This window comes from Micromonospora sp. CPCC 205558, from assembly GCF_036902955.1.
GTDB lineage: Bacteria > Actinomycetota > Actinomycetes > Mycobacteriales > Micromonosporaceae > Micromonospora.
Genome location: NZ_JBAKHR010000047.1, coordinates 1 through 26,768, shown reverse-complemented (window position 1 = coordinate 26,768; position 26,768 = coordinate 1). Strand labels below are relative to the sequence as shown.

The 26,768-nt window shown below is 66.5% G+C and carries 23 protein-coding genes; 14 read left to right on the top strand and 9 right to left on the bottom strand.

The window, feature by feature from the left end; all coding sequences use genetic code 11:
• Positions 1–15: 15 nt before the first annotated feature.
• Genes V6U86_RS31695 through V6U86_RS31680 form a run of 4 tightly spaced genes read right to left on the bottom strand, consistent with a single transcriptional unit; the run spans position 16 to position 1,509 of the window.
• On the bottom strand, positions 16–717 hold the full coding sequence (locus V6U86_RS31695; protein ID WP_334509875.1) for a GOLPH3/VPS74 family protein: 702 nt from the start codon (positions 715–717) through the stop codon (positions 16–18).
• A 32-nt stretch (positions 718–749) separates the two neighbouring features.
• Complete coding sequence (locus tag V6U86_RS31690) at positions 750–983, bottom strand: hypothetical protein (protein WP_334509873.1); 234 nt, start codon at positions 981–983, stop codon at positions 750–752.
• Positions 980–1,255: a hypothetical protein gene (locus V6U86_RS31685; RefSeq protein WP_334509871.1), complete on the bottom strand. Its 276-nt coding sequence runs from the start codon at positions 1,253–1,255 to the stop codon at positions 980–982. Before V6U86_RS31685 ends, V6U86_RS31690 begins: the two co-directional genes overlap by 4 nt.
• The gene (locus V6U86_RS31680; RefSeq protein ID WP_334509869.1) at positions 1,252–1,509 is read right to left on the bottom strand and encodes a hypothetical protein; all 258 of its coding nucleotides are present in this window, start codon (positions 1,507–1,509) and stop codon (positions 1,252–1,254) included. The genes V6U86_RS31685 and V6U86_RS31680 overlap by 4 nt, the downstream gene beginning before the upstream one ends.
• A 429-nt stretch (positions 1,510–1,938) precedes the next feature.
• Here V6U86_RS31680 and V6U86_RS31675 point away from each other — a divergent pair, with 429 nt between their 5' ends.
• The 9 genes from V6U86_RS31675 (at position 1,939) to V6U86_RS33465 (ending at position 11,629) form a co-directional block, all read left to right on the top strand.
• Entirely contained in the window at positions 1,939–2,826 is an 888-nt protein-coding gene (locus V6U86_RS31675; protein ID WP_334509867.1) for a helix-turn-helix domain-containing protein, read from the top strand.
• A complete protein-coding gene (locus V6U86_RS31670) occupies positions 2,823–3,017 on the top strand; it encodes a DUF397 domain-containing protein (RefSeq protein ID WP_334509865.1) in 195 nt (64 codons plus the stop codon). The genes V6U86_RS31675 and V6U86_RS31670 overlap by 4 nt, the downstream gene beginning before the upstream one ends.
• 383 nt (positions 3,018–3,400) lie before the next feature.
• A complete protein-coding gene (locus V6U86_RS31665; RefSeq protein ID WP_334509863.1) occupies positions 3,401–4,552 on the top strand; it encodes a hypothetical protein in 1,152 nt (383 codons plus the stop codon).
• Positions 4,552–5,436, top strand: coding sequence for a bifunctional diaminohydroxyphosphoribosylaminopyrimidine deaminase/5-amino-6-(5-phosphoribosylamino)uracil reductase RibD (ribD, locus tag V6U86_RS31660; protein WP_334509860.1), 885 nt, complete (start codon positions 4,552–4,554; stop codon positions 5,434–5,436). The genes V6U86_RS31665 and ribD overlap by 1 nt, the downstream gene beginning before the upstream one ends.
• A gap of 145 nt (positions 5,437–5,581) precedes the next feature.
• Complete coding sequence (locus tag V6U86_RS31655; RefSeq protein ID WP_334509858.1) at positions 5,582–6,556, top strand: hypothetical protein; 975 nt, start codon at positions 5,582–5,584, stop codon at positions 6,554–6,556.
• A 169-nt stretch (positions 6,557–6,725) separates the two neighbouring features.
• Positions 6,726–6,956 (top strand): hypothetical protein, encoded by a 231-nt coding sequence (locus V6U86_RS31650; protein ID WP_334509856.1) that lies wholly within the window; start codon positions 6,726–6,728, stop codon positions 6,954–6,956.
• Between the two features lie 318 nt (positions 6,957–7,274).
• On the top strand, positions 7,275–9,347 hold the full coding sequence (locus V6U86_RS31645) for an ATP-dependent nuclease (RefSeq protein ID WP_334509854.1): 2,073 nt from the start codon (positions 7,275–7,277) through the stop codon (positions 9,345–9,347).
• Positions 9,344–11,287 (top strand): ATP-dependent helicase, encoded by a 1,944-nt coding sequence (locus V6U86_RS31640; protein WP_334509852.1) that lies wholly within the window; start codon positions 9,344–9,346, stop codon positions 11,285–11,287. Before V6U86_RS31645 ends, V6U86_RS31640 begins: the two co-directional genes overlap by 4 nt.
• A gap of 39 nt (positions 11,288–11,326) precedes the next feature.
• Positions 11,327–11,629: a VOC family protein gene (locus tag V6U86_RS33465; RefSeq protein WP_442935039.1), complete on the top strand. Its 303-nt coding sequence runs from the start codon at positions 11,327–11,329 to the stop codon at positions 11,627–11,629.
• A gap of 427 nt (positions 11,630–12,056) precedes the next feature.
• Here V6U86_RS33465 and V6U86_RS31630 read toward each other — a convergent pair whose 3' ends face one another.
• Together V6U86_RS31630 and V6U86_RS31625 are read right to left on the bottom strand one after the other, a co-directional pair.
• On the bottom strand, positions 12,057–13,151 hold the full coding sequence (locus tag V6U86_RS31630; RefSeq protein WP_334509850.1) for a three-Cys-motif partner protein TcmP: 1,095 nt from the start codon (positions 13,149–13,151) through the stop codon (positions 12,057–12,059).
• A gap of 104 nt (positions 13,152–13,255) precedes the next feature.
• A complete protein-coding gene (locus V6U86_RS31625) occupies positions 13,256–14,020 on the bottom strand; it encodes a DUF5131 family protein (protein WP_334509847.1) in 765 nt (254 codons plus the stop codon).
• A 220-nt stretch (positions 14,021–14,240) separates the two neighbouring features.
• Between V6U86_RS31625 and V6U86_RS31620 the strand changes: the two genes are divergently transcribed.
• A complete protein-coding gene (locus tag V6U86_RS31620) occupies positions 14,241–15,029 on the top strand; it encodes a DUF5677 domain-containing protein (protein WP_334509845.1) in 789 nt (262 codons plus the stop codon).
• Between the two features lie 185 nt (positions 15,030–15,214).
• Here V6U86_RS31620 and V6U86_RS33460 read toward each other — a convergent pair whose 3' ends face one another.
• Positions 15,215–15,619 (bottom strand): GNAT family N-acetyltransferase, encoded by a 405-nt coding sequence (locus V6U86_RS33460; RefSeq protein WP_442935038.1) that lies wholly within the window; start codon positions 15,617–15,619, stop codon positions 15,215–15,217.
• A 77-nt stretch (positions 15,620–15,696) separates the two neighbouring features.
• On the opposite strand from V6U86_RS33460, the gene V6U86_RS31615 reads away from it, so the two are divergent.
• On the top strand, positions 15,697–17,268 hold the full coding sequence (locus V6U86_RS31615; RefSeq protein WP_334509843.1) for an ISL3 family transposase: 1,572 nt from the start codon (positions 15,697–15,699) through the stop codon (positions 17,266–17,268).
• Here the strand turns inward: V6U86_RS31615 and V6U86_RS31610 are convergent.
• Entirely contained in the window at positions 17,161–17,940 is a 780-nt protein-coding gene (locus tag V6U86_RS31610) for a hypothetical protein (RefSeq protein ID WP_334509841.1), read from the bottom strand. The genes V6U86_RS31615 and V6U86_RS31610 overlap by 108 nt on opposite strands.
• 628 nt (positions 17,941–18,568) lie before the next feature.
• Between V6U86_RS31610 and V6U86_RS31605 the strand changes: the two genes are divergently transcribed.
• On the top strand, positions 18,569–18,868 hold the full coding sequence (locus V6U86_RS31605) for an NIPSNAP family containing protein (protein ID WP_334509839.1): 300 nt from the start codon (positions 18,569–18,571) through the stop codon (positions 18,866–18,868).
• Here the strand turns inward: V6U86_RS31605 and V6U86_RS31600 are convergent.
• A complete protein-coding gene (locus tag V6U86_RS31600; RefSeq protein WP_442935037.1) occupies positions 18,863–22,396 on the bottom strand; it encodes an nSTAND1 domain-containing NTPase in 3,534 nt (1,177 codons plus the stop codon). The two genes, V6U86_RS31605 and V6U86_RS31600, sit on opposite strands and share 6 nt — an antisense overlap.
• 520 nt (positions 22,397–22,916) lie before the next feature.
• Here V6U86_RS31600 and V6U86_RS31595 point away from each other — a divergent pair.
• Together V6U86_RS31595 and V6U86_RS31590 are read left to right on the top strand one after the other, a co-directional pair.
• Entirely contained in the window at positions 22,917–25,157 is a 2,241-nt protein-coding gene (locus V6U86_RS31595) for an AAA family ATPase (RefSeq protein ID WP_334509837.1), read from the top strand.
• A 2-nt stretch (positions 25,158–25,159) separates the two neighbouring features.
• Complete coding sequence (locus V6U86_RS31590; RefSeq protein WP_334509835.1) at positions 25,160–26,347, top strand: McrC family protein; 1,188 nt, start codon at positions 25,160–25,162, stop codon at positions 26,345–26,347.
• The last annotated feature ends 421 nt before the right edge of the window (positions 26,348–26,768 follow it).

Genomic DNA, 26,768 nt, shown 5'->3' with positions numbered 1-26,768 from the left:
GTGTGTGAACGCGCGTCAGGAGGTGCGGTGGCTGAGAACGCCGGCGCCGATGACGCTGCTGAGGTCGGCGAGGAGGTCGCGTAGCGGTAGCCACGATTGGTTGACCAGTTGGCGCAGGTGGGCGTGAGCGCTGTACGGCGCTCCGTCGAGCAGGGCTGTGTCCAGCTGGGTGTGCAGCGTCAGGCCGGCCAGCGCGATGTCGAAGTGGTCGAGCTGGCGGTAGTTGCGCACCTGCTGGGACAGTCGGGCCCACGACCAGGCGGCAGTGTTGATGTCGGTCGGCACGTAGACGGTGCGCTGCCGCCAGAGCCGGCCGATCTGCTGCTGCTGAAGGAGCCCGACCTGCCACATGCGTGTGGCGACCTGCTCGTAGGCGGTGGTGGCCAGGAACGCCAGCCAGGTTCGGGTGTCGGTGTGCTGTGGCTGTGCGATCAACTGGTCGAGGACGAGGTGTTGCAGCCAGTCCTTCGGCGGGAGCCGCTGGAGGACTTCGACCTTCCCGTGCTCGAACGTGATGCGGCGTTCGTAGTACAGCTCGACCAGCAGCGCGGCAGCGAGGCCCGAGGCCAGTGCCGTATCGAAGAGGCGGGGCCGGCCAGTCTGGTCGTCGTGCGCCATGTAGAAGAATTCGTCGGCGATGCGAGGGCTGACTGCGGCGGCGGTACCGATGGCTCTTACCGGCCGACGCGGCGGTGCCGGCTCATTGTGGGCGGGCATGGCCTGCTCATCGGCTGCGCCAGGTGCTCTGTTCACCGCGGCTCGCCTCTCAGAGCTGAGTTGGCGGCGGCGGGCAGGAGCCCGAGTTGGCAGAGGAGGCGTCGGCCGCCGGCGTGGTGAGTGAGCTCCTCGATCGCCCAGGCGTGCTGTGGGCATTCGCTGTCGCTGCAGTGGAAGCAGGTGCCGTCATCCACGTGCTGGAGCACCGTCAGGCGGGCCGACTCGAAACGGTCGACGGGGCGGGCGCTTTCGTCGGTGCCGGTCACGGCGTCTGCGCAATCCGCCGTAGCGCGGCGACGCTGACACGTAGCTCCATACAGGCCGGGTGCAGATCAACCTGCGGGTAGTCGCACTCGGGTCGATGGCCACGCACCCACAGCCACTCATCGCTGAGGTGCGCGAGGTCGGTGCGAAGCCAGGCGACGACAACGTCGACAGGCGTGCCAGGGGTCAGGTCCCGCCCGAAATACCAATCGTCGGGGCCGAGCCTCAAGAGCGTCCCGGGCTCGATGGCGGGCACAGCACGGGGGACGCTCACGAGGCGACCTCCTCGTCGACGCGCGAGCCGAGAGCGAGCTGCTGATCGACGGGCGGCAGATCAGAATCGGCCCAGAAGGCGCGGTTTTCAGCGGCGAGCTCACGAGCTGATGGCTGATCCGGGCCACCCACGCCGGTTCGGTTCCATTCGCCGCGGTGACCGAACAGCGTCGCCGCGCCTTCGCAGTCGATGCCGAACGGCCGGTACTGCCGACCGTCCTGGGCCGGGACGAACCATTTGAATCGTTTCGCCACCGTCATCTCCCCTCACTTGTTGTGCGAGGCCGGACCCTCCCCGGCCCTGCCGCGCACCTGTCCGGCGGGTGCAGGGACCGTCTCGTACGGGGGGACGTGACGGGCCCTGCACCCTGCTCGACCGGATGACGCCGTGGTAGGCGCCTGCCCCGGTGGATCTCGGGCGATCGAGCAACCGCCGAGTGGACTGTGGCCGACCGGCGGATAACTGATTGCGAACCAACGATCACGGAATGCTGTACACCTGGGAATGCCGACCTCTGGTCCGACCTCGTGTACCGACCTGCGGTCCGACCGCCCTCTGAGCTGGCCATTCGGGCCTGCACAGGGCTGCAGCCAAGATCCTTCTGCCGTTTATCGGGGTTACATTGAGCTCACCGAGCCGGTCGCCTCGTCGATCGGCTCGAGACGACGCCGTGGAGGCTGCCGGTGACCAGACCCAGTCCGCTTGTCCGACGGCGATGGCTCGGACGCGAGATCAGGCGCCTACGCAACGAGCACGGCATGACGGCCGAACCACTCGCACGTGCCGTCGGCTTTCCGCGACAACAGCTCAGCGCCCTGGAAAATGGGCACCTCGGCCCCGACATCGACCTCGTCAGCGCGATCTGCGACTACCTGGCCGTCGGCGCCAATCGGCGGAGCGCCATCATGGAGGCCGCGACCGACGGCTGGGCACACGGTTGGTGGATGGCTGATGCGGAGCGGATGGGCCCACGGCAAGCCACCTACGCCGATCTCGAGAGTGGCACCAAAACCATTACCGAGTACGCCCTGGCGCTGGTGCCTGGCCTGCTCCAGACGACAGCGTTTGCGGACGCCCGGTTGCGGAGCGACCCGGCCCGTCACGCCGACACCTTCGACCCCGCAGCAGCTGTCGCCGCCCGGGCGTACCGGCAGCAACTGCTGCTCGCGGTCGACGGGCCGCGCTACGACGTCGTGCTCGACGAAATCGCGATTCAACGCAGCGCCGCCGACCCGCACATCGTCGCCGACCAGATTCGGCACATCGTCGCCGTCTGCGCAGCACACCCAACCGTCACGGTCCGCGTGCTGCCGATCGGCGCCTCCATCAAGGGCCACAGCGCGCCCAGGTCCGCGTACTCGATCTACCGCTATCGCGACACGCCGGACTCCGTAGCTGTCGCCGCCGACACGCTGACGAGTGATCTGATTTACACAGAGCCGAACGAGGTCCAGTCTTATCTGAGCCTGCACAGCCGGCTGAAGGCCGCCGCGCTCGCGCCCGACATCAGCGTTCACCTGCTCCGTGTCGCGGCGCAGGGCCTGTCACCCAGCAAAGGAGTCTCCGCATGACCCCGCAATACACGAAGTGGCGTAAGTCCAGCCGCAGCGACGATGGCAACTGCGTCGAGGTCGCCGATGCCGTCGATGGCACCATCGCCGTACGCGACTCGAAGGACGTCACCGGCCCGATACTGGAATTCCGCCCAGCTACGTGGAGCGCCTTCACTGGCGGGCTCCGCGCCGGCGCATTCTGCCGCTGATCCTGACCAGAGTGCGCTGCAGCTGGCGGCTACCGGTGCGACTCGCCTTCGACGCGTGGTTTCGCTCCCGATGAAACATGGCCCTAAGGGCCCGATGTTGGCATCCTGGACATCGAATCCACATGGTTTCGAGTAGCCGGTCAACAGCAACGATGCGCCCGCTACGGGTGAACGTGGGAGGGGGAGTCAGTGTCACGTCATCCTGACACCGCTGTCGTACGAGATCGCCAGCCCAGCGGTGATGGGGACGAAGGCCTCGGCCTTGACCGGCCAACCTCGCGGGACCGCTAATGCCCCGCCACCCGGATACGGTAATCAGCCCAAACACGGCGCTCAGTGACGCCCGGCGGCGTCGACCTTCCCCTCGGCGGGCAGGTCAATCCATGTCGCGTAGTGAGCTGGCCGACGCTGTCAACGCCGCTCTTGACCGGCTCTACCCCGGCAGGGTCCTCACCGCCCACTACGTTGACTCGCGATGGATCGGCAAGCTCGAACGCGGCGAACACCGTTGGCCCAGCGAAGAGCGTCGTGCTGCCCTCCGCCACGTCCTCGGTGCCGCCAGCGACGGCGAACTCGACCTCTACAGCCCGCGGCGTACCGACGTCACCAGCACCGCCAGTCACAGCACTGGTCAACCGATGCCAGGAAGCTGGGATGAGACGATCCATCAGCTACGAGCCCAGTGGCACCTGCTGGTGCAGAACGACAAGCTGTTCGGGCCGCAGTACGCGTTGATCGGGGTCACAGCACAGCTCACGCTGCTTAACCAGCTCCTCAGCGAGGCGCCGTCGCCGTTCCGCCCCAGCCTCGTACGCCTCGCTGCCCAATATTCCGAGTCGGCGGCATGGTTGAACCACTCGCTAAACGACGTCCCAGCCGCCCAGCAGTGGACTCGGAGGGCGCTCAGCTGGGCGGAAGAGATCGCTGATCCGACCATGAAGGCCTGGGCGACGTATCGCAGCAGTCAGCACTGGCTTCTCGCTGGGAGGCCGCGCCGCGCCGTGGACGAGGCTGAGGCCGCAATGCTCCAGGACAAGAAGGTGCCCAGCCCGGTGCGGGCGGCACTTCGCGTCCAGCATGCCCATGCGCTCGCGACGGTTGGCGAGCACCGCAAGGCCATGCAGCTTCTGGACAGCGCGCACGAGTGGGCGGCGGACCGCCGCCCAGGTAAGCCTGAAGGCGAGCACGCCTCCTACTGCACAAGTGGCTATATCGAGGTTCACCGAGGCACCTGCCTAAGGATCGGGCGCCGCCCGGACGAGGCCATCGCGGTTCTCGATGCCGCGCTACCGTCGATCCCTTCGCTTCACCGGCAGGACTTCACTGCAGCCCTTCTGACCAAGGCCGCAGCCCATGTAGCGGCAGGCCAACCCGAGCAAGCTGCAGCCACGGCCCACATCGCGCTACCGATCGCCCGGCAAGCAGGCTCGCGCCGGATCCTGCACCAACTTGGCCAGATCGGCTCCGCTGTTGACGGGCAGCGTCACCTGGCCGACGTCCGTGCGTTCCTCGACGACCTTGTGGAGACTGCCTGATGGCGTCGGACCTCGAACTGTCCGCGATGCGGCAGGCCATCACCCTCTCAGCTCTTGGGCTGGGCACCACGAGCCCGAACCCGCCCGTCGGGTGCGTCATCCTCGACCGGCGCGGAACGGTGGTGGGCGCGGGATTTCACCGCCGTAAAGGCGAGCCGCACGCTGAAGCACACGCCCTCAAAGCGGCGGGAGGTGCGGCCCGCGGTGGTACGGCTGTCGTGACGCTTGAACCCTGCAACCATGTCGGCGTCACGCCGGCTTGTCGTCAGGAGCTGCTCAACGCCGGTGTCTCCCGGGTGGTCATCGCCGTCATGGACCCAACGTCCCGCGGCGAAGGTGGCGCCTCGATGCTCGCCGCCGCAGGCGTCGAGGTCGAGACCGACGTGTTGCGCGACGAAGCCCTGACCGTCCTTGAACCGTGGCTGACCGCAACCGTGCGCCGTAGGCCGTATCTGACTTGGGCGTTCGCAGCGGAGGGCGAGCATCAGTCGGGGGCGGAAGAACGGCTTCTGCTCGACCTTCGCGCGAATGCTGACCTCGTCATCGCCGGCAAGCTCCTCGACGAGGGCATTCCAGGGCGCCACGCTAGCGCGCACTTCGCGCTACCCGCCGATGCCGATATCGACGTCGGCCTCTCGCAGTGGCTGTCGCCCGCCTACGAAGGCGGCGTGCGCAGCGTACTCGTAGTCGGTCACGAGCACGGTGCCGCGATGCGACCGCACCTGCACGCCGTTGACGAGCTCGTGGTCGCTGTGCCGCGAACTGACCCGTCTCGAGCGTTGGAGGTGGTCCAATCCGACCTCATTCCAATCGGTTTCCGGCTGGTCGAGTTCGCGGCTCACGCGGACTCGTTGACGGCCCGCATGCGACGCCTCCGCGCGTAGGCCGGACAGGACTCGGACCTGGCACCTGCTGATCACCGCCCACCGACACCTAACAGGCGCAAGAGAGTCGTCAGACGCAGAGCCGGGTGTGACGCGAACGAGTTCGTGTCCCCCGTGGGATCCGACCCCGGAGGCCGAGACGTGGTTGCAGGAGCTCGCGGCCCGGTATGGGCTGAAAACGGTCTGGCGTGGTCTCTCGTACGTCGAGCAGCTTGCGGCGAAGTATCCCGATGTCGTCGACTACTACCTGCACGGTGGCAAGACCGCGGTCGACAACGCCTATAGAGCCGTGGCCGCTATCTTTGCTCTCGGCGGGGACCAGCAGGAGACGCTCGACATCCCGTCGGTTACTGCTCGCGTCCAAGCGGCACTGCCGGCCCTCGACGCCGACCCGCACTACCGCTATGAGCTGCGCTTCGGCAGCGACGACTTTCCTCCGCAGGTCGAGCGCCAGCGCTTGGTCATGACCTGGGTCAGCGGCCACAGCGGCGGCGGTCCCTGGGTGGCCGTAGACGTGATCGCCCGCTGCGCCGCCACGACCGATGAGCGTCCTATCACGATTATCGGACAGCTTGTTGCGGAGAACGACAGCGACTTCGTGCACGAACTGCGCGACTTCGCCGCCTTCGGAACACCGTTCACCAGCCCCGCCGGCGCCTATGCCGGAGAGGTCGACGCTCCCGGCGGCCTCGGCGGACGCTTGGACAACGCGCGAATCATGGCGCTGCCGGCTCGCGAGGGCCTCGGGGCCAACCCGCAGTTGCACGTCGAGATCATGAACCCCGACGGTGAGAGTCTGGCTGCGGCCGACCTCGATCGGGTCGAGCGAAGCCATGGCACCGACGGCGTCCGGGTGGTGCTGGAGGAGGTCCACCACGTCTTCCAGATTGAGGACCGCTACCGGCTGCCCGGGACGAGCCTGAGGCGTACGTTCCGGTTCGCTGACTTCACCGGCGAACCCCCGGCAGCCGTTTTTTCGACGCTGCAGTTCCTCAACGTCTGCCAGACGCCGAACACTGGGCGGATAAGCGTGCGCCACACACCGCCGGAAAGAGGCAGAATTGACAAGGCCTGGGCCCCTGACTTCCCCGAGGAATGGAGCGCAGGCTGCGCATCTTGACCTTGACAATTGAGGCGCTGGCGATCACCCAGCAACACACCAGCACACCGATCCGGGTTCCAGACCTCAGCCTCGTCTCGCCCGAGGAACAGCAAGCTGGCTTCTCGCCGCGCGGCTTTTGCGCGGGGAAGAAGTCGTTGCAACCTATCCCGTGGGCCACTGTCTGGTGTTGGAGATCGGCTCCGAAGTCGACGTTCCGGACGGCGGCACGTTCGGCATGAAACGGCCGCTGGACCTCGTCGTTGGCGGTGCCCAGGTGAATCTGGGCGTAATCGAGATCTGGCTCAGCGATGCGACGTTGGTGCGGCGCGAGGAGCACGAGGATCGGACTTATCACCTCTTTACAACACCGGATCGCCGCTACCGATATCGGCTGGCGCATGAGGAGGGCGTCGGCTGACCCCGACAACACATCTCTGTCTTCTGGGTCGCGCAGGAAGTGGACGTCGTCGTGCTGTGCCGTGAGTCCCTGGCGCGCTGGTCGCGGCTGGGATACTGGCGGAGGAAGGTCGTAGCGGTCCACGCGAGCTGCTCGACGATGCTGCGGTTGTGGGCGCGCACGGCCGGTCGCTGGCGTGAACCCGTAGCCCTCATCCACGCACATTGCGGCGCGATCGGCTCAGCAGGATGTCGCCATCCGGAATGAAGATCATGCGGGTCAGATACTCTGATCGACGCTGTAGCGCCGCCTTCGATCTCGTCGTACGGGAAGTGACGGATGTACATCGAGACGCTTGTGCTGGAGAACTTCAAGTGCTTCGGGCCGGGCCGCACCACGATCGACCTGGGGCCGGACCTGACCGCCTTCATCGGTACCAACGGCAGCGGGAAGACCGCCGCCTGCGAAGCGCTGCTGCGGCTGTTCGGGATCACCGGCCGGGAACGTGCCGTACGCGTGGATGATTTCCACGTTCCCGTCGACGAGTCCGAAGCTGCCACCAGCCGCGATTTGACGATCGAGGTGGTGCTCGCCTTCCCGGAGCTCGATGAGGACGATCGACAGACCGACGATACGGATGCCGGGGCCGACGAGGTAACCGATCTTCAGGAGGGCGTCAACAGAGAGCTCGGCGACGATGAGGAGATCGACGACGAGGATCCCGGTCAAGGCGAAGACGGCCGAACGTCAGAACCTGCGGCCGTTGGCAGGCGGGCGGTTCCGGAGTTCTTCTCGCGGATGGCTGCCGATGACAACGGCGGGTTGAAGGTCCGCATCGTCCTGAAAGCCACATGGGAAGACGACGGCACCGTGGACGGCACTATCACGGAGGCCCGTATCGTCGTGAGCACGTTGGCCGAGGACTACAGTGAGGATGACTACGCACCGCTTCCTCCGGCCGAACGCAGCCGTATCCAGATGATCTACATCCCGGCGTCGCGTGACGGTGCCCGCCAGATGGCCGCGTTTCTGAGCAGCAGGCTGTGGCGGGCCGCGCAATGGTCGGCCGAGCTGCGGACCATGGTAGGGAAGCACGCCGCGGAGGTAGCGCAGCAGTTCACAGCCGAGCCGGTCGTAAAGGCTGTCGTGGACGCGTTGGGATCGCGGTGGCGCCAGCTGCACGATGCGGGGACGCACGCGGTCCCGAAACTGCGCCTGCTTGACGACGATTTCGACCAGCTCGTCCGCGATACTGAGCTAGTTTTCGAGCCGGATCCGACCGGACGCGCCCGGCCCGCTCGCCTGCTCAGCGACGGGCAACGGTCGCTGCTGCACCTCGCGCTGACGGCAACCGCTTTGGACGTCGAAGCCGCAGTCTGTGACCGCGCCCACGCGGCGGACTTCACGCTGGATGCGTCTCAGCTGCCGAACCTGACGCTGGTCGGCGTTGAGGAGCCGGAGAACAGCGTGTCGCCGTTCTTCCTGTCTCGGATTGTCAGCCAGCTGCAGGACCTTGCCGGCGGCGGAGCGGCCCAGGCCATCCTGTCGAGCCACTCCGCCAGCGTGCTGACCCGCATCGAACCGGAAGACCTGCGCTACTTCCGCAAGAACCCGACCGCGGCCACATCATCGGTACGCCCTATCACGCTCCCCCCGGACGACACCGAAGCCGGCAAGTACATTCGCGAGGCGGTACGCGCACACCCCGAGCTGTACTTCGCCAAGTTCGTCGTGCTCGGCGAGGGCGACACCGAACAGCTAGTCATCCCCCGCATCGCCCAGGCCCAAGGCGTCGACCTCGACCCCTCCTTCGTCGCGCTAGTGCCGCTCGGCGGCCGGCACACCAACCACATGTGGAAGCTGCTCAACGACCTGGGCATCCCGCACGCGACGCTGCTGGACCTCGACTACGGCCGCACCGGCGCAGGCCCGGCTCGGCTGCGCGACGCCTGCAACCGGCTCCTCGCCAACGGCATCGATCCACTCGCCGGCCTGGACGACTACGCCGACGTTGATGACATTGACGATGGCCTGAAACTCACCGAACTGTGGCCGATCATCAAGCACCTGCGCACATTCGGAATCTTTTATGCCAAGCCGCTCGATCTCGACTACATCATGCTGGCCAAGTTCCCTGCGGCGTACACGAAGCTCGAACCCGGCGAGACCGGACCGCACCCGAACGACGCGCTGGCCCGCGTCATCGGCGACGAGAGCAGCGACGAGGCATTCTGGCAACAACCGCATCGTGCCCTTCGCCTGCGCTGGTACCGCTACCTCTTCCTGACCCACTCGAAGCCGAGCAGCCATCTGCGGGCACTAGGCCGCCTCACCGACGAACAGTTGCGTGGCGGTGCCCCGGAGGTCCTCACCGCCCTGATCAGACACATCCGCCGCCGGGTCGGCCTATGAGCCGACTCGACGCCGACGACGCCGGCGAGGCGAGCACGCCGACGACGCGGCCTACTGTGCTGATCCCGGCCGTCGACTGGCGGCCGAGCGGGATCGATGACCTGGAACCGGCCGCCTGGCGAGCGCTGTACCACGAAGGGAACACCGCAGTGGTCGCCGGGCCCGGTGCCGGCAAGAGCGAGTTCCTCGCCCAGAAAGCCGCCTACCTGCTGCAGACGGGCAACTGCCAGTGGCCGCAGCGCATCCTGGCGATCTCGTTCAAGCGTGACGCCGCCGCCAATCTGCGCCGGCGGGTCGCTGCCCGTGTTCCCGAACACGCCGACCGCTTCGTGTCCATGACCTTCGACGCGTTCACCAAAGGCCTAGTCGACCGGTTCGCCTCCGCGTTGCCCGACAGCTGGCGGATGCCATACGGGTACGAGATCTCTTATGCCTCCGAACGTCAGGTCGAGGCTTTCTTTGGCGACATCATCCCGGCTGCTCCGCGACCGATACGTCTTCAGGTTGCCCAGCTGCACGCGAGCCGTTTCATCGCCGACACCGTCGGCAGCTGGGACCTGCCGGTCACAGCGCCGGACTCCGACCCGGACGACGCCGCGGTGTATGCGGCGCTGCAGTGGTGGCGCCTACGCTACTTCGGGCGCGGCCCGGCAAGAGTGGATTTCGTCATGCTCAACCGGCTGGCCGAACTGCTCGTCCGGTGCGTGCCGAAGCTGCGGCGGGCACTGCGCATGACCTATCCATACGTGTTCGTCGACGAATTCCAGGACACCACCAGCGCCCAGTTCTCGTTCCTCGTCTCGGTGTTCGCCGGCGGTCCCACGGCCACTGCTGTCGGCGACAGCAAACAGCGCATCATGGGCTGGGCCGGCGCGCTACCCAAGGCCCTCGAGCGGTTCGCCGAAGCGTTCGACGCGACCACTCACCCGCTGACGTGGAACTTCCGGTCCACCAAAGCCCTGGTCGACGTACAGCACGTCATCGCCACCAAACTCGATCCCAACGCGGTACCGGTGATGTCGAAGGCCGACAACGACATCGACGGCAACCCCGCCGAGGTGTGGACCTTCTCCAGCCTCGACCGGGAGGCCGCCGTCATCGCGGACTGGATCGCCGGCGACATCGCTGCCTCTGGCCGGGCGCCGGCGGACTTCGCCCTGCTGGCCCGGCAGAAGATCGCCGACTTCGAGACCCGGTTCCGTACGCAGTTGTCCCGCCACGGCATCAACGTGCGCAACGACGACGCCCTGGTCGCCACGATGCGCTTGCAGGATCTACTGAAACACGAGATCGCCCGCCTGCTGCTGGGCCTGCTACGGCTGGCCGACCAGCCGCGGGGACTACCCAAGGTGTGGCGCGAGGTGCTGGCGACACTGACCCGGATCCACGGCGCCGAGGGCGACACCACGGCGCAACGGCGCGTCGGTGACGACTTGTCCACGTTGATCGTCGGCCTGCGAGCCTGGCTCAGGGCCCATCCACCAGAACAGACTGCTGCCGACGACGTGGCCAGCTTCCTACTCGGCATGCTCGACGTGGCCGCGTTGCGCCGATACGTCAAGTCAGCAACGCCGGGCGAGCAACTGCACCTCGTCACCGACGCATTCCAGGCCCGGCTTGCTACCGTAATCTCGACGAGCATCAACTGGACTGATGCGGCCGATCAGTTCGAGTGCTCCGACGCGGTCGTCCTGTTGACCGCCCACCGTGCCAAGGGCCTGGAATACCACACCGTGTTCTTCCTTGGCCTCGATGACCAACAATGGTGGGCACACGCTCGAGATCCCATCGAATCGACCTCCACCTTCTTCGTAGGGCTGTCCCGCGCTGCCCAGCGGATCATCTTCACGACCACCAGCCCGTACGCCCGGCACGGGCGCATCGCCGAGTTCTTCGCCATGCTCGACGACGCGGGCGTGCCTGAGATCGATCGAGACTGAGATCCGGGAACGGAAGTCCCTGGAGCCAATCACGGAAATATCAGCTGCGGCCCTGCCAACGACTGCGCCAGTCGGGGCGTACCGCTTGAGGGCAGGGCCGACGCCCTAGAAACGGAGTGCGCTCGTCTACTCACCCTAGGCGCACGTCGGCTTCGCGGCCTCGAAACCAACAGCATCAATAGTGTCTGCATTGTCGTGCAAGACACCGAAGGCAGCGAGTTCTGTCTCGACTTACCACACTTTCGGCCTCCCCTCTCCACCGGCGTCGCGCCAGACACCGTCCCGGAGCGCTGCTCCGGGACCGCTCGCACGAGCACGGCCAAACGCGGAGCCATTAGCTGATTCGGCCGATCACCGTGTCCCCTCAGACTGCTCGGCCGTCGCCGCACAACCACGGACCGCTCCACCGGGACGTGCACGTTTACCCAGGTCACGGCGACACGCGCCTTGCCAAGACGGTTTGCGTACCGCCCACGCTGGTCCACGTCTTCCCAGCTCACGTGCTGTTGGTGGACTCAATGCGGCAGAACCCGAACCACGTTCCCGCAGATTCGGGGCCGATCGTGGCGCTACCAGCCGTACGCCGACGCAGCCCTGACCGGCTCACCGCTAGTCACCCCGCCCCAGCACTTTGCGTATCAACCACCGCCGACACCTCAGCGCTGCTGATCCACGCCCGAAGCTTCATTGGTTCATGCGACGTGGACTCTACGAAGCACACCCACCCGCCCCTACCGATTTCAGGTCAAGACAGCAAGATCACGAGACGCTAGACGGCAGATGCCGGGACCAGGGAGACGATGGAGGTGCGCCGAAGTGCTCCGCCGCCTTCGACGCTGAGGGCGTTTCGGTCCACGAGTGGCTTCAGCGCCCTGATCACGTGTTCCGGTCGGTACACCGTTTCCAGCAGAGCGAACTGACGCAGGTCTTCCACGCGGACCGGCCCGCTGTTTCTTAGCCGTTGAGTGAGTAGTCGGGTCAGCGGTCCGAGTTGTGGCTCATCGATGTCGAACAGCGTCTCGGCCTGCTCGTCGCGGGGATCGCGGAAGCCGACGCCCTGGGCGCGGTCCACCTCCCAGAGGCTGTCCTTCATCTTCTGTACGCCGAGGCGATGGCCGGTGCCGAAGATCAGGTAGAGCGGTTGTCCCTTCCTGGGGATCAGCTCGAAGTCCAGAAGGTAGGGAAAGCCTGCCGCGCGGAGAGCTTGCCGGTAGCAAGTGAGGATGTGCCGGCTCTTCGCTTCTGGCGCCAGGTCTGCCACGGTTCGCCAGGTGGGGTCGCCGCCGAACACCGCGTCGCCAGCTTCGCCGAGGTCGCTGACGAAGCGGACGAAGTGTTGTGGAAACAGGGTGACGATGACCTCACTGGAGATGTTCCCGGCCAGACGCCGCAGGAGGCGATACGGCACCGGAGCGTTACCCCAGGAGTCGAGGTTCGCGAAGATCGGCTGTCCCCACGCACGCATCTCATCGAGGGTGGCCTCCAGATGCGTGGCGCAGGTGCCCTTAACGATCTTCACGGGCATGGCAGCATCGGTGCGCGGCCGTTCAGGGAACGTCTTCGTGAGGGTGGTCCCGAGCATGTCTACGCAGCGCTCGTCGTCGTCGATGAAGGCAAAGCGGGCGATGCCCTTGGTCTTAGGCACCTTGGTGACGAGCGCCTTCATCGCAATGACTGGAGAGCCCGGCTCACCGCCCTTGTAGACCCCGGGACCGGAGAAGCCCTCGGCGTAGGTGACCGACGGATAGGCGTTCGAGCCGGCCAGGAGAATCGGGAACCACCGCTCCAGGTAGCGCTGGTAGATGTCGTGTTTGGCGCCCGTGTGTGGAGCACAGGCCCACGGCACTTCACCCTTGACCGGCATCGCACCCCCCGCCTACTGAGTGTTAGCAGCTAGTTTCGCACCGCCGTTCCCCTGAGGGAACCCGCTAACTTGGCTGAGCTCAGTGGACGGGCAGGTCCCGGCCGTCACTTTGCAGGCACGGCGGCAGGGACGAGGCGAGCAGGCATCTCGGAGTGCTCCCGTCCGTCCAACTCGCGGCCACCCGCCTTCGGAGTGCGACCTCCCCATTGCTTGAAGAAGAACGCTGTTCCCGCAGCGCTGCATCGGTCCCGAAGGTCTCGGACCCACTGCGGGTCGACGGGGCGATGGTTCGGCCCGGACTCGCCGCCGGCGATGAGCCAGTCGATCCCGGCTAGGTTCAAGTCGGTCAGCGGTCCGAGTAACGGCTCCGCCGAGACGAAGCGAACTGCGGCTGGAACCTGCCGCAGGTCGTCAACGCGCGCCAACTCCGTCGCGTCCTCCACACTAACCCCGATCCACACATTCGGGGCCCACTGCAACTGCGGCGCCACCTTCGCCAACCTGGCAGCTCGCTTGGTCAGCAGCTGGTAGGTGTGCTGCGGCGTCTCCCGCATCACCTCAAACACCCGCTGCACGAACGGCAACGGCACCCGAGCATGAAAGAGGTCCGACATCGAGTTCACGAATACGATCCGGGGGCCATGCCAGTGTCGGGGAATGTCCAGCGCGGCTTCGTGAACAGCGACCCCGAAGCCGGGGCCGGAGGTTCGCGGATCGCCGTCGGTCTGATACTTGGCCGAGCCCATGGCTTTCAGCCGCTTCGACAGCGCGAGGGCGTAACAGTTGTCGCAGCCCCGGGAGATGCGATCACACCCGGTGGTGGGATTCCACGTCGCCTCTGTCCACTCGATGGAACTGTGGTCCGCCACCACATCACCTCCCCGCCAGACTATCCTGTCGAACATTCGTACGATACGGAAGGGGATCTTTGAACATCGCTGCTTGGCCGGTCGCCCGTGGACTCGCGTCACCGCGTACAACGGCCGGCGACGTCCAGGGACGCTGACGGTGGCGGATTAGCTGAGTACGGGACAGGACACCCCGGCCGGACACCGGCCAGTCATCGAGCCTGTGCGGCACACTGTCAGGGTGAGCGCCGTACGTCAACCGCCGAGTTTGTCCGCGGCGGCCTACCGCCGCGTCATCGACCAACGGCTGCGGGAGTGGGATCAGCTCGACGAGTACGCCTCGCGCACCCGCGACATCCCAACCGCGCGGGTGGTGTTCGTCCTGGCAGCGACAGCGCACAACATGGCCAGAGGTGCGGTGCACCTGTGGGACGGCGGATTCCTGGTCGAGTCGATGCCTAACGTGCGTACCTGCTTCGAGGCATGCGTCAGCGCGGCGTGGACACAGCAGACCGGCCGCAGGGGCGTAGAGGCATACCTCTACGAACGAGCCCGACAGAGCCAAGTCATCTTGCGCCAGCTCGACGAGGCGGGACACGCCGTACCCGACGCGGTCCGCGAGACCGTCGACACCGCGCCGCTGCTCGCTCAGCCACCGCAGCTGAGGGATCGCGCCCGCAGTATCCAGGCCATGTGCCGGGACCTGGACTACAGCGCCGGCCTATACCTGATGTACCGGGAATTGTCCGACGAGGCACATACCTCCATCGGACTAATCCGTCACCTTGCCCGCACACCGGAAGACGACCTGGTCCACCTGGCCCAGCCCCGCCATGGCCAGCACGCTGACACCCTCGCCACCTTCGCCGTGGCCTGCGCCTTGATCTGGGCCGGTCGGGCTTTTAGCGAGGTGAGCCTGCACAAGCCTCACAAGCGGGCGCTACGCGCCGCCGCTCAGGAACTCGGCGTCCCGCACATCCTCACGGCAGCATCCTCACCACGCCCGCCACGCACACGGTCGGGCTCCTGAAGCCTAAACCGCTAGAGCGCCCGATCCGGCACGCCTCCACGGTCGACACTCCCGCAACGTAGGCTGTCGGCGCTGCGTCGGGCAGGTGTAAACCGCTGCCGCAGCACGTTGCAGCGAACCACTCCACAGCCGAAGGTCTCTACACGGAACGTCCGCTCATGTCGATGAGCGGACGTTCTACTAATCTAACGCGCCGGTCGCTGCAGCAACTGCCGAGACGACTCGAAGCCCAGCCGCTCGTAAACAGGCACTGCCTTACGGCCAGAGTGGGCCGTAACACGAAGGGACCCGAGGCGTGTCGCATACTCCGAAGCAGCCTCCACGAGCGCCGAGCCGATCCCCTGTCCTCGGTGCTCTGGCATGACGAAGACGCTCTGGATGTCTGCGGATAGCCGAGTTGTCGCTCCAGGTCTCGGGACCCGAGGGAGGAGTGCGACCCAGGCCATCCCGACGATCTCTGAGCCGAGGAGTCGAGCGACGAACGCTACGTGCGAGTGCTGGTTGCCGGCCCACCACTGCGCGAGGTCGCCTGCGAAGGCGTCAACGGACTGCCTTGATGGTTCCTCATTGAGGGTGTCTCGCCACAACATGTCAACGCCGGCTGAACTTTGGCTCTGGCACACATTTTGTGAGTCGTGCTCGCTGAGGGTTCGGGTGGGGTGCCGGGGTGGAGATCATCGTGGCGTTGCTTCCGCACCTGGTTGGCCTGCGGCTGGAAGCGGTGGTGGTCCGCGGCGTCGGGGTCAGGATCGACGCGGCGACGAAGACAGTTCGGGCCGCGTGTGGAGCCTGCGGCACCTGGTCGACCACCCTGCATGGTTCCTATGTGCGCCGGCTGGCCGACGTCAGGCTGGGCGGCCATGAGGTGCTGGTCGCGTTGACGGTCCGCCGGTTCACCTGCGTCAACGGCGGGTGCCGGCGGCGGACGTTCGTCGAGCAGGTGCCCGGGCTGACCCGCCGGTATGCCCGTCACACGGTCCTGGCAGCGGGTGGCCTGCAGGCGGTCGCGGTGGCGTTGGGCGGTCGACCGGGCAGCCGGTTGGCGCATCGGGTGGCAGTGTCGGTGTCCCGGATGACGTTGATCCGGATGATCCGACGGATACCCGACCCGCCGCCGGTGACTCCGACGGTGCTGGGTGTGGACGACTTCGCCCGACGTCGTGGGCATCGATACGCCACGGTGCTGATCGACATGTGCACCCGCCGGCCGATCGACGTTCTACCCGACCGCACCGCCGACACCCTCGCGGCGTGGTTGCGCGGACACCCCGGCGTTCAGATCATCTGCCGGGATCGCGGCGGCAGCTACGCCGACGGCGCCCGCAAAGGCGCACCTAACGCGGTCCAGGTCGCCGACCGGTGGCACCTGCTGAAGAACCTCAGCGACACCATCGAGAAGATCGTCCGTGGACACCGCCGATGCCTACGCGAGCACACCGACCCGATATCCGCGCTGTCCGCGCCGGTCACGGCCGAGCCAGGTACCACCGGACGACGGGCGGCGAACACCCGCCAACGCCACGCGGCCGTGCACGCCCTACGGGCCGAAGGACTTTCGATCAGCGCGACCGCCCGCCGACTCGACATGAACGTCAGAACCGCCCGCAAGTACGCCCACGCCGCTACCGCCGAGGCGTTGATCGGCCCGAACGCCAGCAGCCGCCCCAGCGTCCTCGCCCCGTTCCACCCCTACCTACGGCAACGCCTCACCGACGGCGTCCACCACACCGCCGACCTGCACGCCGAGATCCTGGCCCGCGGCTACCAGGGCAGCCTGCGCGTACTGAAAGACTGGCTCACCACCAACCGCACCAGACCCACCCCCGCGACCGCAGTCCGAGTGCCATCCGCCCGGCGGATCACCGCCTGGATCATGCGACCCGGCCACAAACTCACCGACGACGACCGCACCAACCTCGCCGACGCCCGCACCCGCTGCCCCGACCTCGACACCATTAGCGACCTCGCCCGCGGGTTCACCGCCCTGGTCCGCCACAAAGGCACCGGACAACACCTCGACGCCTGGATAGACCGTGCCCGCAACGCCGGATACCCAGAACTCCGCGGCTTCGCCGCCGGCCTGGTCAGCGACCGCGACGCCGTCGTCGCCGGCCTCACCCAACACTGGAGCTCAGGCCCCGTCGAAGGCCACGTCAACCGCATCAAAACCATCAAACGACAGATGTACGGCCGAGCGAACCTCGACCTCCTCCGCAAACGAGTCCTCGCCACACCATGAACCGCCACCAAGATCAATCATAAAATGTGTGCCAGAGCCAGTTTTGAGCAGGGCCTGCAGTTCTTCGAGTGCGGTCAACTCAAGCGCGTCTTTTAGGAACGTGTGCAGATTGCTCGGATCTTGAATGACCTGGGACATCTCCGGATACAGCAGCACTGGCATGTAGCGTTCGAATGCCTCTGTCCATTCGCTAGGCGGCGTACTGAGCGAACCGTCCGGGTTGCGCCATTGAACAACCTCATCTGCCCCGCAGAAAATCTCTATGTCGCGTCGTCCGTTGCTGACTGTGGCGACGATGTCGCGGTGCGGGTAATGAATGTTGTTCGCTAGTACCTGGTAGGACCGCTTGGTTCCGCTGCTTAGGGTGTGTCGGGCGCCGTCGGCGATGCTCGTCTTGCCGGTGCCGTTGCGCGCGGTGATGATCGTGAGGCCCGCAGTTGGCTTCAGGGGCAGGTCGACGGCTTCCTCGCCGACTCCGACGTGACCCCGCACATGCACGTTCCGTAAGTACCAAGGCCCGTCAGCGGTGGTGACGCTCGTTGCCAGATTCGGGTTCTTGGCCCGGGCTAGCTCCAGAAGTAGGTCCCGCATATCCGGCTCGAGTTCGGCGGCGGCGGTGATGATATCAGCCCAGGTGAGCAGGACACGCTGCGACGGGTGTTCGGCGACCACGAAAAGCCCTTTCGGCATACCGGCCGTGGACAGTCGCCGCGTTTGTCTCGTGCCGGACAACGAATGGGGTGGGCCGAAGGTCGGCCCAGCAGCGAGCCGCACAACATATCCCGCCCGCCGACCTCATGCCAGCGACACGCGCAAGCGAATGGCCTGGCAAATGCGTACGGATGTTCTAATCCGCACGCCGGGTGCGAGATGTGAGGTGGGAACGCATTCCCGAATGTCGCGAGTCGGAGTCAGCAGTGCTTCGGCCCTCGCGTGGCCAGACGGGCGGCAATACGTGGGTGCGGCCCCCGGTGGTCGGGCGCGGTCTCCGGGCGGGGCGGGAGTGTGACCATGCGCGATGTGAGGGAGAGGCTTCGGCTGCGTCGGCATGTCGCGCGACGCGTGGTTTGCGGTCAATTCGCCTCCGGCGGGGCGCTCCGGCTCCTGGATGGCCGGAGGCCGTCTGCGGCTGCCGGCTCCGAGGGTGGTGGCGGCAGACCGGATGGCGGATGGAGCGGAGCACTTCGCCGCGCTGCCCGACGTCGGCCGGTGCTGGGCCGTGTGACCGGCCTGGTTCCGCGGCTTCGGCTAGGGTCGATGGCGTTAGGCCCTGGGTCACGGCACGGGTGAGGTGGCAGGCATGGCAAGGACTGTGCAGATCCGTACCTACACGGTCCGGGCGGGGCTGCTGGACGAGTGGGTGGACAGGTGGCAACGGCTGGTCGTTCCGCTGCGCCGTGATCTCGGCTTCGAGATCCATGGGTCGTGGAAAGACCGCGCGCGGAGTCAACACATCTGGGTGATCTCCCACGAGGGCCCTGAGTCGTTCGACGAGGCCAACGCGGCTTACTGGGCGTCGGAGCGCCGTAAGACGCTCGGCTTGGACCCGGAGGACTACCTGGTGGGCGAGGAGACCCGCGAGGTTGAGCAGACGCTATGAGTCCGGGTCGCCGGGTAGTAGGTGCGCCTGCCGCTCGTCGTCGGTGAGGGCGCGGAACACCCTCGAGTGTGCTACTGCGGTCAGCTTGGCCAGGTCGACGGAGTCTTCCCAGACGCGGGCAGTGCCGTCCGCTGAGCCAGTGACGACCTGCCGCCCGTCCGGCAGCCAAGCCAGGCTGGTCACGCCGTCACGATGTACGCCGATCACCTCGCCGTGGTCGTCGTCCGCGTTGCCCCAGACCCGCACGGTGCGGTCGTCGGAGCTGGATGCGAGGCGCTGGCCGTCCGGTGCCCATGCCACTGCACGGACGCGCTTGTCGTGGCCGGTCAGAACCTGCGGCTGGTCCGTGCCGGTGAGGTCCCAGACGCGGATGGTCCAGTCGGCGGAGCAGGTAGCGAGCCGACGCTCGTCGGGCGCCCAGCTGATCGCGTCGACGTAGTTCTGGTGACCGGAGTGGATGGTGCTGTCGCCGGGGTGTTCGATGTCCCAGACTCGGACGGTTCGGTCGTCGGAGCCGGAGGCAAGGTAGCGGCCGCTCGGGGACCAGGCGAGCGCTCCTACCCAGTCGGCGTGTCCGCGCAGGACGCCGGCGGAACTGCCTGTGCGGACGTCCCAGACTCGTACTGAGTTGTCCTTGCAGCCTGCTGCCAACCGGGACCCGTCCGGTGACCAGGCCAGCGATTCGACCTCAGCGCCGAAGCGCACGTTGCTGTCGTCACCGATCAGGTGGACCGAGCCGTCGCGCAGGGCCACGGCGATCACGCCGGCTGTCGGTGAGCAGGCAACGGCCACGACCGGTTCCGGCCACGCCGTGACGGCGGCCGTGCCGTCCGACTGCCAGGTTCGTACGGTGCCGTCCGCGCCACCGGTGACGATCCTCGCCGTCCGATCCAGCGCGAGGGCGGTGACCGGTCCGTCGTGTCCGGCGAGGAGCCGACGTTCGGCGCCACGCGGCTGGATCATCCACACCCGAGCAGTGCCGTCACCGGAACCGCTGAGCACCCGACGTCCGTCCGGGGACAGTGCGATGGACCAGGCGACCTGGGAGTGCCCGCGTAGCTCGGCTACCTCACGCAGCCGGCGGATGTCCCAGGCGCGGATGCTGCCGTCGCCGCTGGCGAATACGACGGTGCGGCCGTCGGGAGACCAGACGACCGACCAAACCGGTGAACCCTGACCGCCGATGACGTGTCGGGTTTCGCCGGTCGTCAGATCCCAAATTCGTACGGTCTGGTCGCCGGACCCGGTGACGAGCTGGCTGCCGTCGGGGGACCAGGCAACGGCCTCGACGAAGTCACCGTGCCCCGTCAGCCGCTGCTCCGCTTGACCTCTGGTGAGGTCCCAGACGATGACGGACCGGTCGTGGGAGGCGGAGGCCAGCTGGCGGGAGTCGGGCGCGAACCGCAGGCCCCACACGTCCCCTTCGTGGCCAACCAGATGAGCAGCAAGCTCCCAGGTGGCGGTGTCCCAGACTTGGATCGTTCGGTCCCGGCTCGACCCGGCGAGGCGGGACCCGTCGGGTGACCAGGTAACACCGCGTGCCACGTCTCCGCAGAGCAACACCGCGACCGTTTCCGCCGTTGCCGCGTCCCACACCCGGATCGTGCCGTCTCGGGAGGCGGTAGCGAGCCGGGTGGCGTCGGGGGACCAGTCGACGGCGTCCACCATGCCGGTGTGCCCGCGCAGCACCCGGACGACCGTGGCGGTGTCGGCGTGCCAGATCCGCGCGGTGCCGTCTCGGGACGCAGTTGCCAGATGCTTGCCGTCGGGTGACCAGGCGACTCCGCGGACGGCGTCGGTGTGTCCGGCGAGTAGCGCCTCGGTGTGGCTGAAGGCCAAGGCTGCCATCAGGGCCCGGCGGGCGACGGGCGTTGGCGGGCACTCCTGCAGGGCGGCCGAGGTCAGCAGCACCGCGAGCTCCGGATACCGGTCGACGTTGCCGAGCGCGAACTGACCAATCGTCTCCGACACCCGGTGCAGGAATGCGGTGTCTCGGCTGCGGGAGGCGTTCACCAAGGCGCGTGCGGCGGGGCTGTCCTGGCCGGCCGACTCCATTGCTTCCAGCCACTGCCCGGCCAGCGCAAGCCGTTCCCCGGTGAGCAGGTAGTCCGCGCTGCGTCCGGCGTGGACCCAGTCCGCTGCCCACCGTTCCAGCTCGGTACGCCGCCGCAGTTGCTCCGCCCGCGCTTCGACCTGCTGTCGCAGTGGCGCCCACTGGCGGAACAGCGCCTCGTGGGCGACCTGTGCGTACGACTCACCGTCGATCACGTCGGTGGTGAGCAGCCGGGCGTCGGTGAAGACGGCGATCACCCGACGCTGACTGTCGGACAGGTCTCGCAATGGCACCCGGCGTCGGGTCGGTTCGGTGCCCTCCATCGCTACTAGGCGGAGCAGAGTGTCCAGTACGTCCTCGGTGCTGCTGTCGCGGCGCACGTCCGTCATGACGCTGTCGGCTTGGCGGCCCAGCGCTCCGGCGACGCCGCCGAGTGCCTGGTACGCCTGGCGGGTAGCCGTCTGGCCCGACCCTGCCGCACGGTGCAGCTCCTGAAGAAGGTACGCCAGCAGTGGCAACGCGTCTGGTGTAGCGGTGTCGGCGACGATTTGGTCGACGAGTCCGTCTTCGAAGCGCAGTCCGGCGAGCTGGGCGGGCTGCTCCACGACCGCGACGAGGTCCGCCGGCCGCATGGTCCCCAGCGTTACCGGGCTAGCGAAGAGCTCCGGGCGCGGCCCGGCGAGCAGGTCGGCGAGGAACTCGACGCGGAGCGTCGCGACAGCCCAGAGCCTCCGGTCGGCGTCGAGTGCCGTCGCGATCTGCTCCAGGAACGTGGTCTGTTCAGCAGGGCTGGAGAGGGTTATCAGTTCCTCGAGCTGGTCGAGGATGAGCAGGACGCGTCCGTGCCGATGGCCCTTTCGAGCCCGCCAGATGGTCAGGTGGCGGGCGAGGCTGTCCGGGCGGGACCGTACCTCCCGCAGCGCGGAGGCTCGGTCGGCTGCGCCCAGTGTGACCGCCAGGTCCGCGAGCACGCCGAGGGGTTCTCCCGCAGGCGTGACCGCTGGCAACACCTGCCACCGCCCCTCTCGCAGCCGGGGAATGATACCGGCGTGGACCAGGGAGGATTTGCCGCTGCCGGAGGCGCCGGTGACACAGACGAACCGGGCGGACGCGTCCAGGCCCAGTTCGTGTAGGCGTCGCACCAGCTCGGTGACCTGCTCATCTCGGCCGAAGAACACCGACGCGTCCTGCTCGGTGAAGGCGGAGAGCCCGGGATAGGGGCTGCGATCCGAACGCCACATCGGCCGTGGACTGCGGGGCGCCTGCCACCACAGCACCAGGCCGTTCCCGACGATCAGCACCACCAGCAGGACGATCAGCGCCGGACCGGCGACCTGACGGATCCCGGCGGTCAGTGGTGAAGTGTCGGCGTTGGCGAAGAAGTTCGCCGCGATCTCCAGCAAAACGGCGATGATCAGCAGCGACAGCTGAAGGGCGATGGGTGGACGTCGACTCGGCCGCACCAACCCCCCCAACGATGATCCCCGACAGGATTACGGTAGCGGGTATGCGCCCGCATCAATAGGTCGTGGCAGCGCCTTGCGAACGCTCGGCTCGTAGAGCGTCACCGCATCGCCCTGGGGGAGCCGGGATCCTGTCGTCCGGCACTACTCATCCTAAAGCAGCCGAATAGTCCGCCCGGAGCTTGCGTCGGGCAGTGTTCGTTGCGCGGGAGGAGTTGACGCTGCAAGATCGATTTGTACTTGGCGAGAAGGTGATCGCCGGGATGATCTTGAGCCCACCATACTTGGCAGTACCCGCACGGTGGCGGCAGTTGCCTCTGCCCAACGAACAGCCCGTCCCGGCGGCTCTCTTGTAGAGCTTGACCGGCCGAATCCAGAGGATATTCTTTCGACCTCGGTTCTCTCTGTGTGCCTGAGGTTGGTGTAGAGCAGGCGGTTCGTCAAGCTGGTCGCCCCTCACAGGTCGACCCAGCCTCACCCGACCTGGGCTTTGTGCCTACAGTCCTGACGATCGGTAGGGGATAAGCGGATCATGAACGATAGTGCTGCGATTATCCCTCCGCGCGACGACGAATTGGTCCGTCGTGTTGGCTGGGATCTCCTCGAGCAGGGATTGAATCGAGGTGGATCCCTTTTCACGCCCGGGCGCCCAGTCTGGAGTGCGGAAACAGCGAAAGAGCTGTTCCACCTGTACAACGAACGGGTCGATACCGGCACGGATTCGTTCATGGTCAAGCTGCACAGGCAGCTCGACGCTGGATCCGACCTCGCGATCCAACTGGCAGCGGAGCTGTTGACGCTGCAGGGACTCCCGTTGGTAAACCTGAGCGCCGGCAAGCTGCGCGAGCGGGTAAGCACAGTGCTCGGCTGGATGAAGGAACCAGCTGCCATCCCCGAGAAGGTGCTGGCCGCGTTTGAGCAGGGAACCTGGAATGGTGGCATCGGCGGCCACACGATGATCTGGAAGTGGCTGGCGGATGCAGTCGTTCTACTGCGCGAGTGGTGGACCATCTCGCCCGACCGCCGGCATCGTGCGCTGGCCGACCCCTGGGAGTGGCAGGCCTTGGTGGACGAGGCCAGCATCGTTCCATCCCTGCGAGAGTCGCTCCTCTATCTGCGATTTCCCACGCACTTCCTGCCGATCGTTAACACTGGACACAAGCGGGCGATCCGCGACGCCTTCAGCGACCCAGGCGATCGCACACCATCTATCAACCGCGATCTGCTCGGGATCACCGCCAGAATCCAGAGCGAGACCGGCCAGCCAGTGGACTACTACCTGCCGCCATTTGTGAATCAGTGGCGAGTAAAGGAGAGGCCCTCCGGTGAACGGCGAGCCTGGCTGATCCGTCCGGGTCAAGGTGGTCCTAGCCTGTTGGCTGACTGGCTAAAAGAATCGTTCGTATCCCTCGGCGCCGCGCATCTCGGGGAGGTCGCGCTGGGCGCGTCCCGAGCCGACATTCGGTCGGCCGTGGACAGCGGATACCAGCATCTCGACTACGCCCAACGTGTCAGCCACGCCAACGAGTTCCATGCTTTCCTGAGCCAGATGGAAAGCGACGACATCGTGACGACCCTCATCGACGACCGGATGTATCTGGGAATCCTCGCCGGCGGGCCGGAGTTTCGTCTGGCCGCAGCCGGTAGTGAGCTGCGCCGGCCGGCCGAGTGGGCTGTCGCGTCGCTCGAGGCTGCCGCGCTTCCCGCGCCCCTGCCAGCGGAGCTGGATCAGCAGGGAAACGTGGTTGATCTGACCGGTGCACTGCCAGTGCTGATCGAGCTCTTCGAGTCAATCAGCCAGGTAGAGCAGGAAACCGGCACGGCAAGCACGGCGAATGTCGTGGACCGAGCAGTCGGCCCCACCACCCTGAAGCTCAACGCCGCCACCGTGGCGTTGGCGGAGCATGTACACATGAGCACCGACTGGCTCAGCCGGCTGGTCGAGCTCTGGCAGGAGCGGTCGCAGATCATTCTGTACGGCCCACCAGGTACCGGCAAGACTTACCTGGCCCGCGCGCTGGCGGGCCACGTGGCCGAGCGAGACGCGATACGCCTCGTGCAGTTCCACCCGTCGTACGCCTACGAGGACTTCTTCGAAGGGTTCCGGCCGGTCGAGAACGTCGAGGGTGGCGCAGTGAGCTTTGTTAAGACACCAGGCCCACTGCGGGAGATCGCTTCGCAGGCAAGAAACGACCGGCACCGCCCGTACGTGCTGATCATCGATGAGATCAATCGGGCGAACCTGGCCAAGGTCTTCGGTGAGCTGTACTTCTTGCTCGAGTACCGCGAATCCACGGTGCGGCTGCAGTACTCGCCGTCCGAGGCCTTCAACTTGCCGCCCAACGTGTTCATCGTTGGAACGATGAACACGGCTGATCGGTCGATCGCGATGATCGACGCCGCCATCCGACGCCGCTTCGCGTTCGTCGAACTGCACCCTGACGAGGATCCGGTTCGCGATGTTCTCGGGAGTTGGCTTGCCACCAACGGTCGCGAGGACGACGAGCGTGCCGGGCTGTTGGTCTCACTCAACACCCTGATCGGTGCCCAAGACCACGACTTCAAGATCGGGCCGTCGTATCTCATGCGGCCCGGCCTCGACGACGAGGCTGCGCTCCAGCGGGTCTGGCGGCACGATCTGCTGCCGCTGCTCGAGGAGCACTACTACGGGCGACTCAGCAGGGCGCAGGTGCACAGCCGATTCGGACTGGCTGCGGTCCGTGCGCAAGCCGCGTCCGTCGACGTTGCCGATAGTTCGGATGACGTGCGGTAGCAGTGGACAGCGTGGATGCGGTCATCCTGCCGGAACTGGATACCAGTGGTGTGCTGCGGCCCCTCGACGACGCTCAGGTGCGGATACTCCGGGCGTCCGGCCTGGTCAAGCTGACCTCCGAGGGCAGGAGTTGGCGTATTCGACCCGGCGGCAAGGTGGGTGCGGTCCGCGCCGGAGACCTCGACGTCCAGGTGCAGCCGAAGGTCGGCGTGGTGAGGCTGCTGTTTTTTCTCGGGTACGCGAAAGATCCGCGGTTCCGCCCGGAGGACGTGACTGCGGCACCAGCGTCAGGACTATGGCCGGCAGTGGCCGAGTCATTGATCCGGCAGGCCGAGCGGGCCCTCGCTGGTGGTCTTCTGCAGGGGTATACCTCGTTCGAGGAGGCGCTTCCGCTGATCCGGGGGCGCGTTCGATTCGCCGAGCAGTTCGCCCGGCGGCCGGCCATACCGCTGCCGATTGAGGTGCAGTTCGACGACTGGACCGTCGACATCGTCGAGAACCGCCTGCTCCGCACCGCTGTACGCCGAATGTTGGCCGTGCCCCGGCTCCTGCCGTCCGCACGGGAGCGGCTGGAGCGGCTGGACGCACGCCTTGCCGGGGTATCCATCCTTCCACCCCATGCGCCGGTTCCCCTGTGGAGCCCCAGTCGGATCAACATGAGGTATGTGCCCGCACTCCGGCTGGCCGAGGTGATCCTCGATAACCAGTCCGCTGAGCCCGATGCCGGCGGCATCGCAATCGCCGCCTTTGCCGTCAACATGGCCACAGTCTTCGAAAACTTTGTCGCCGTCGCGATCCGCGAGGCGCTCGGATCCTGTCCGGGAGTGGTGGAGGAGCAGTATCGGACGTATCTGGATGCCGAGCACAGCATCCCGATTCGGCCAGACCTGGTCTATCTGGTCGACGGCCGGCCCGTCGCGGTGTTCGATGCAAAGTACAAGCTTGAGCATCCGACGTCGGGTTTTCCGAACGGAGACACCTACCAGATGCTTGCCTACTGTGCTGCCCTCGATGTGCGAACTGGATGGCTGGTATACGCGAAGGGAACGACTCCGCCGGAGCGCAAGCACATCCGAAATACGACGATAGAGATCATTCATCACCCGCTCGATCTGTTGAGGCAGCCGTACGAGATTCTCGATGACGTTGCGGCGCTGGTCCGACGCGCAGCCGCGGTGAGCGCCTACTGAGAAGGGCGACGACTTGCGCACGGCCGCCTAACGAAAGAGTGACGCGGCATCTGATCGCCGCGGACTGGGGCATCCCCGTCCGCCGACATCGCAGGCTCGTTGCCGACGATGGCATGCACCGTTACGGCGGTGCGAATCTGTGAACAGGATCCGATCATCAACGTGTGGAGAGGCGCTGGCTGATGACCTCCAACGCATCTCCCGGCCAGGGCTCCCGTGAGATCTCACAACCGTCTCACGGACGGTGTGGCAAGGCCCGACACAGCCTGACGTGACGCGGACCTCCGATCGTCCATCGACCTGCGTGGTCGGCACGAGCCGGCATCGTCCGGCAAGCCCCGACAGGCCCGCTAGTTCACTGGGGGTCAAGGGGTCGTCGGTTCGAATCCGGCCGTCCCGACTGGTATTCACCAGCGGATAT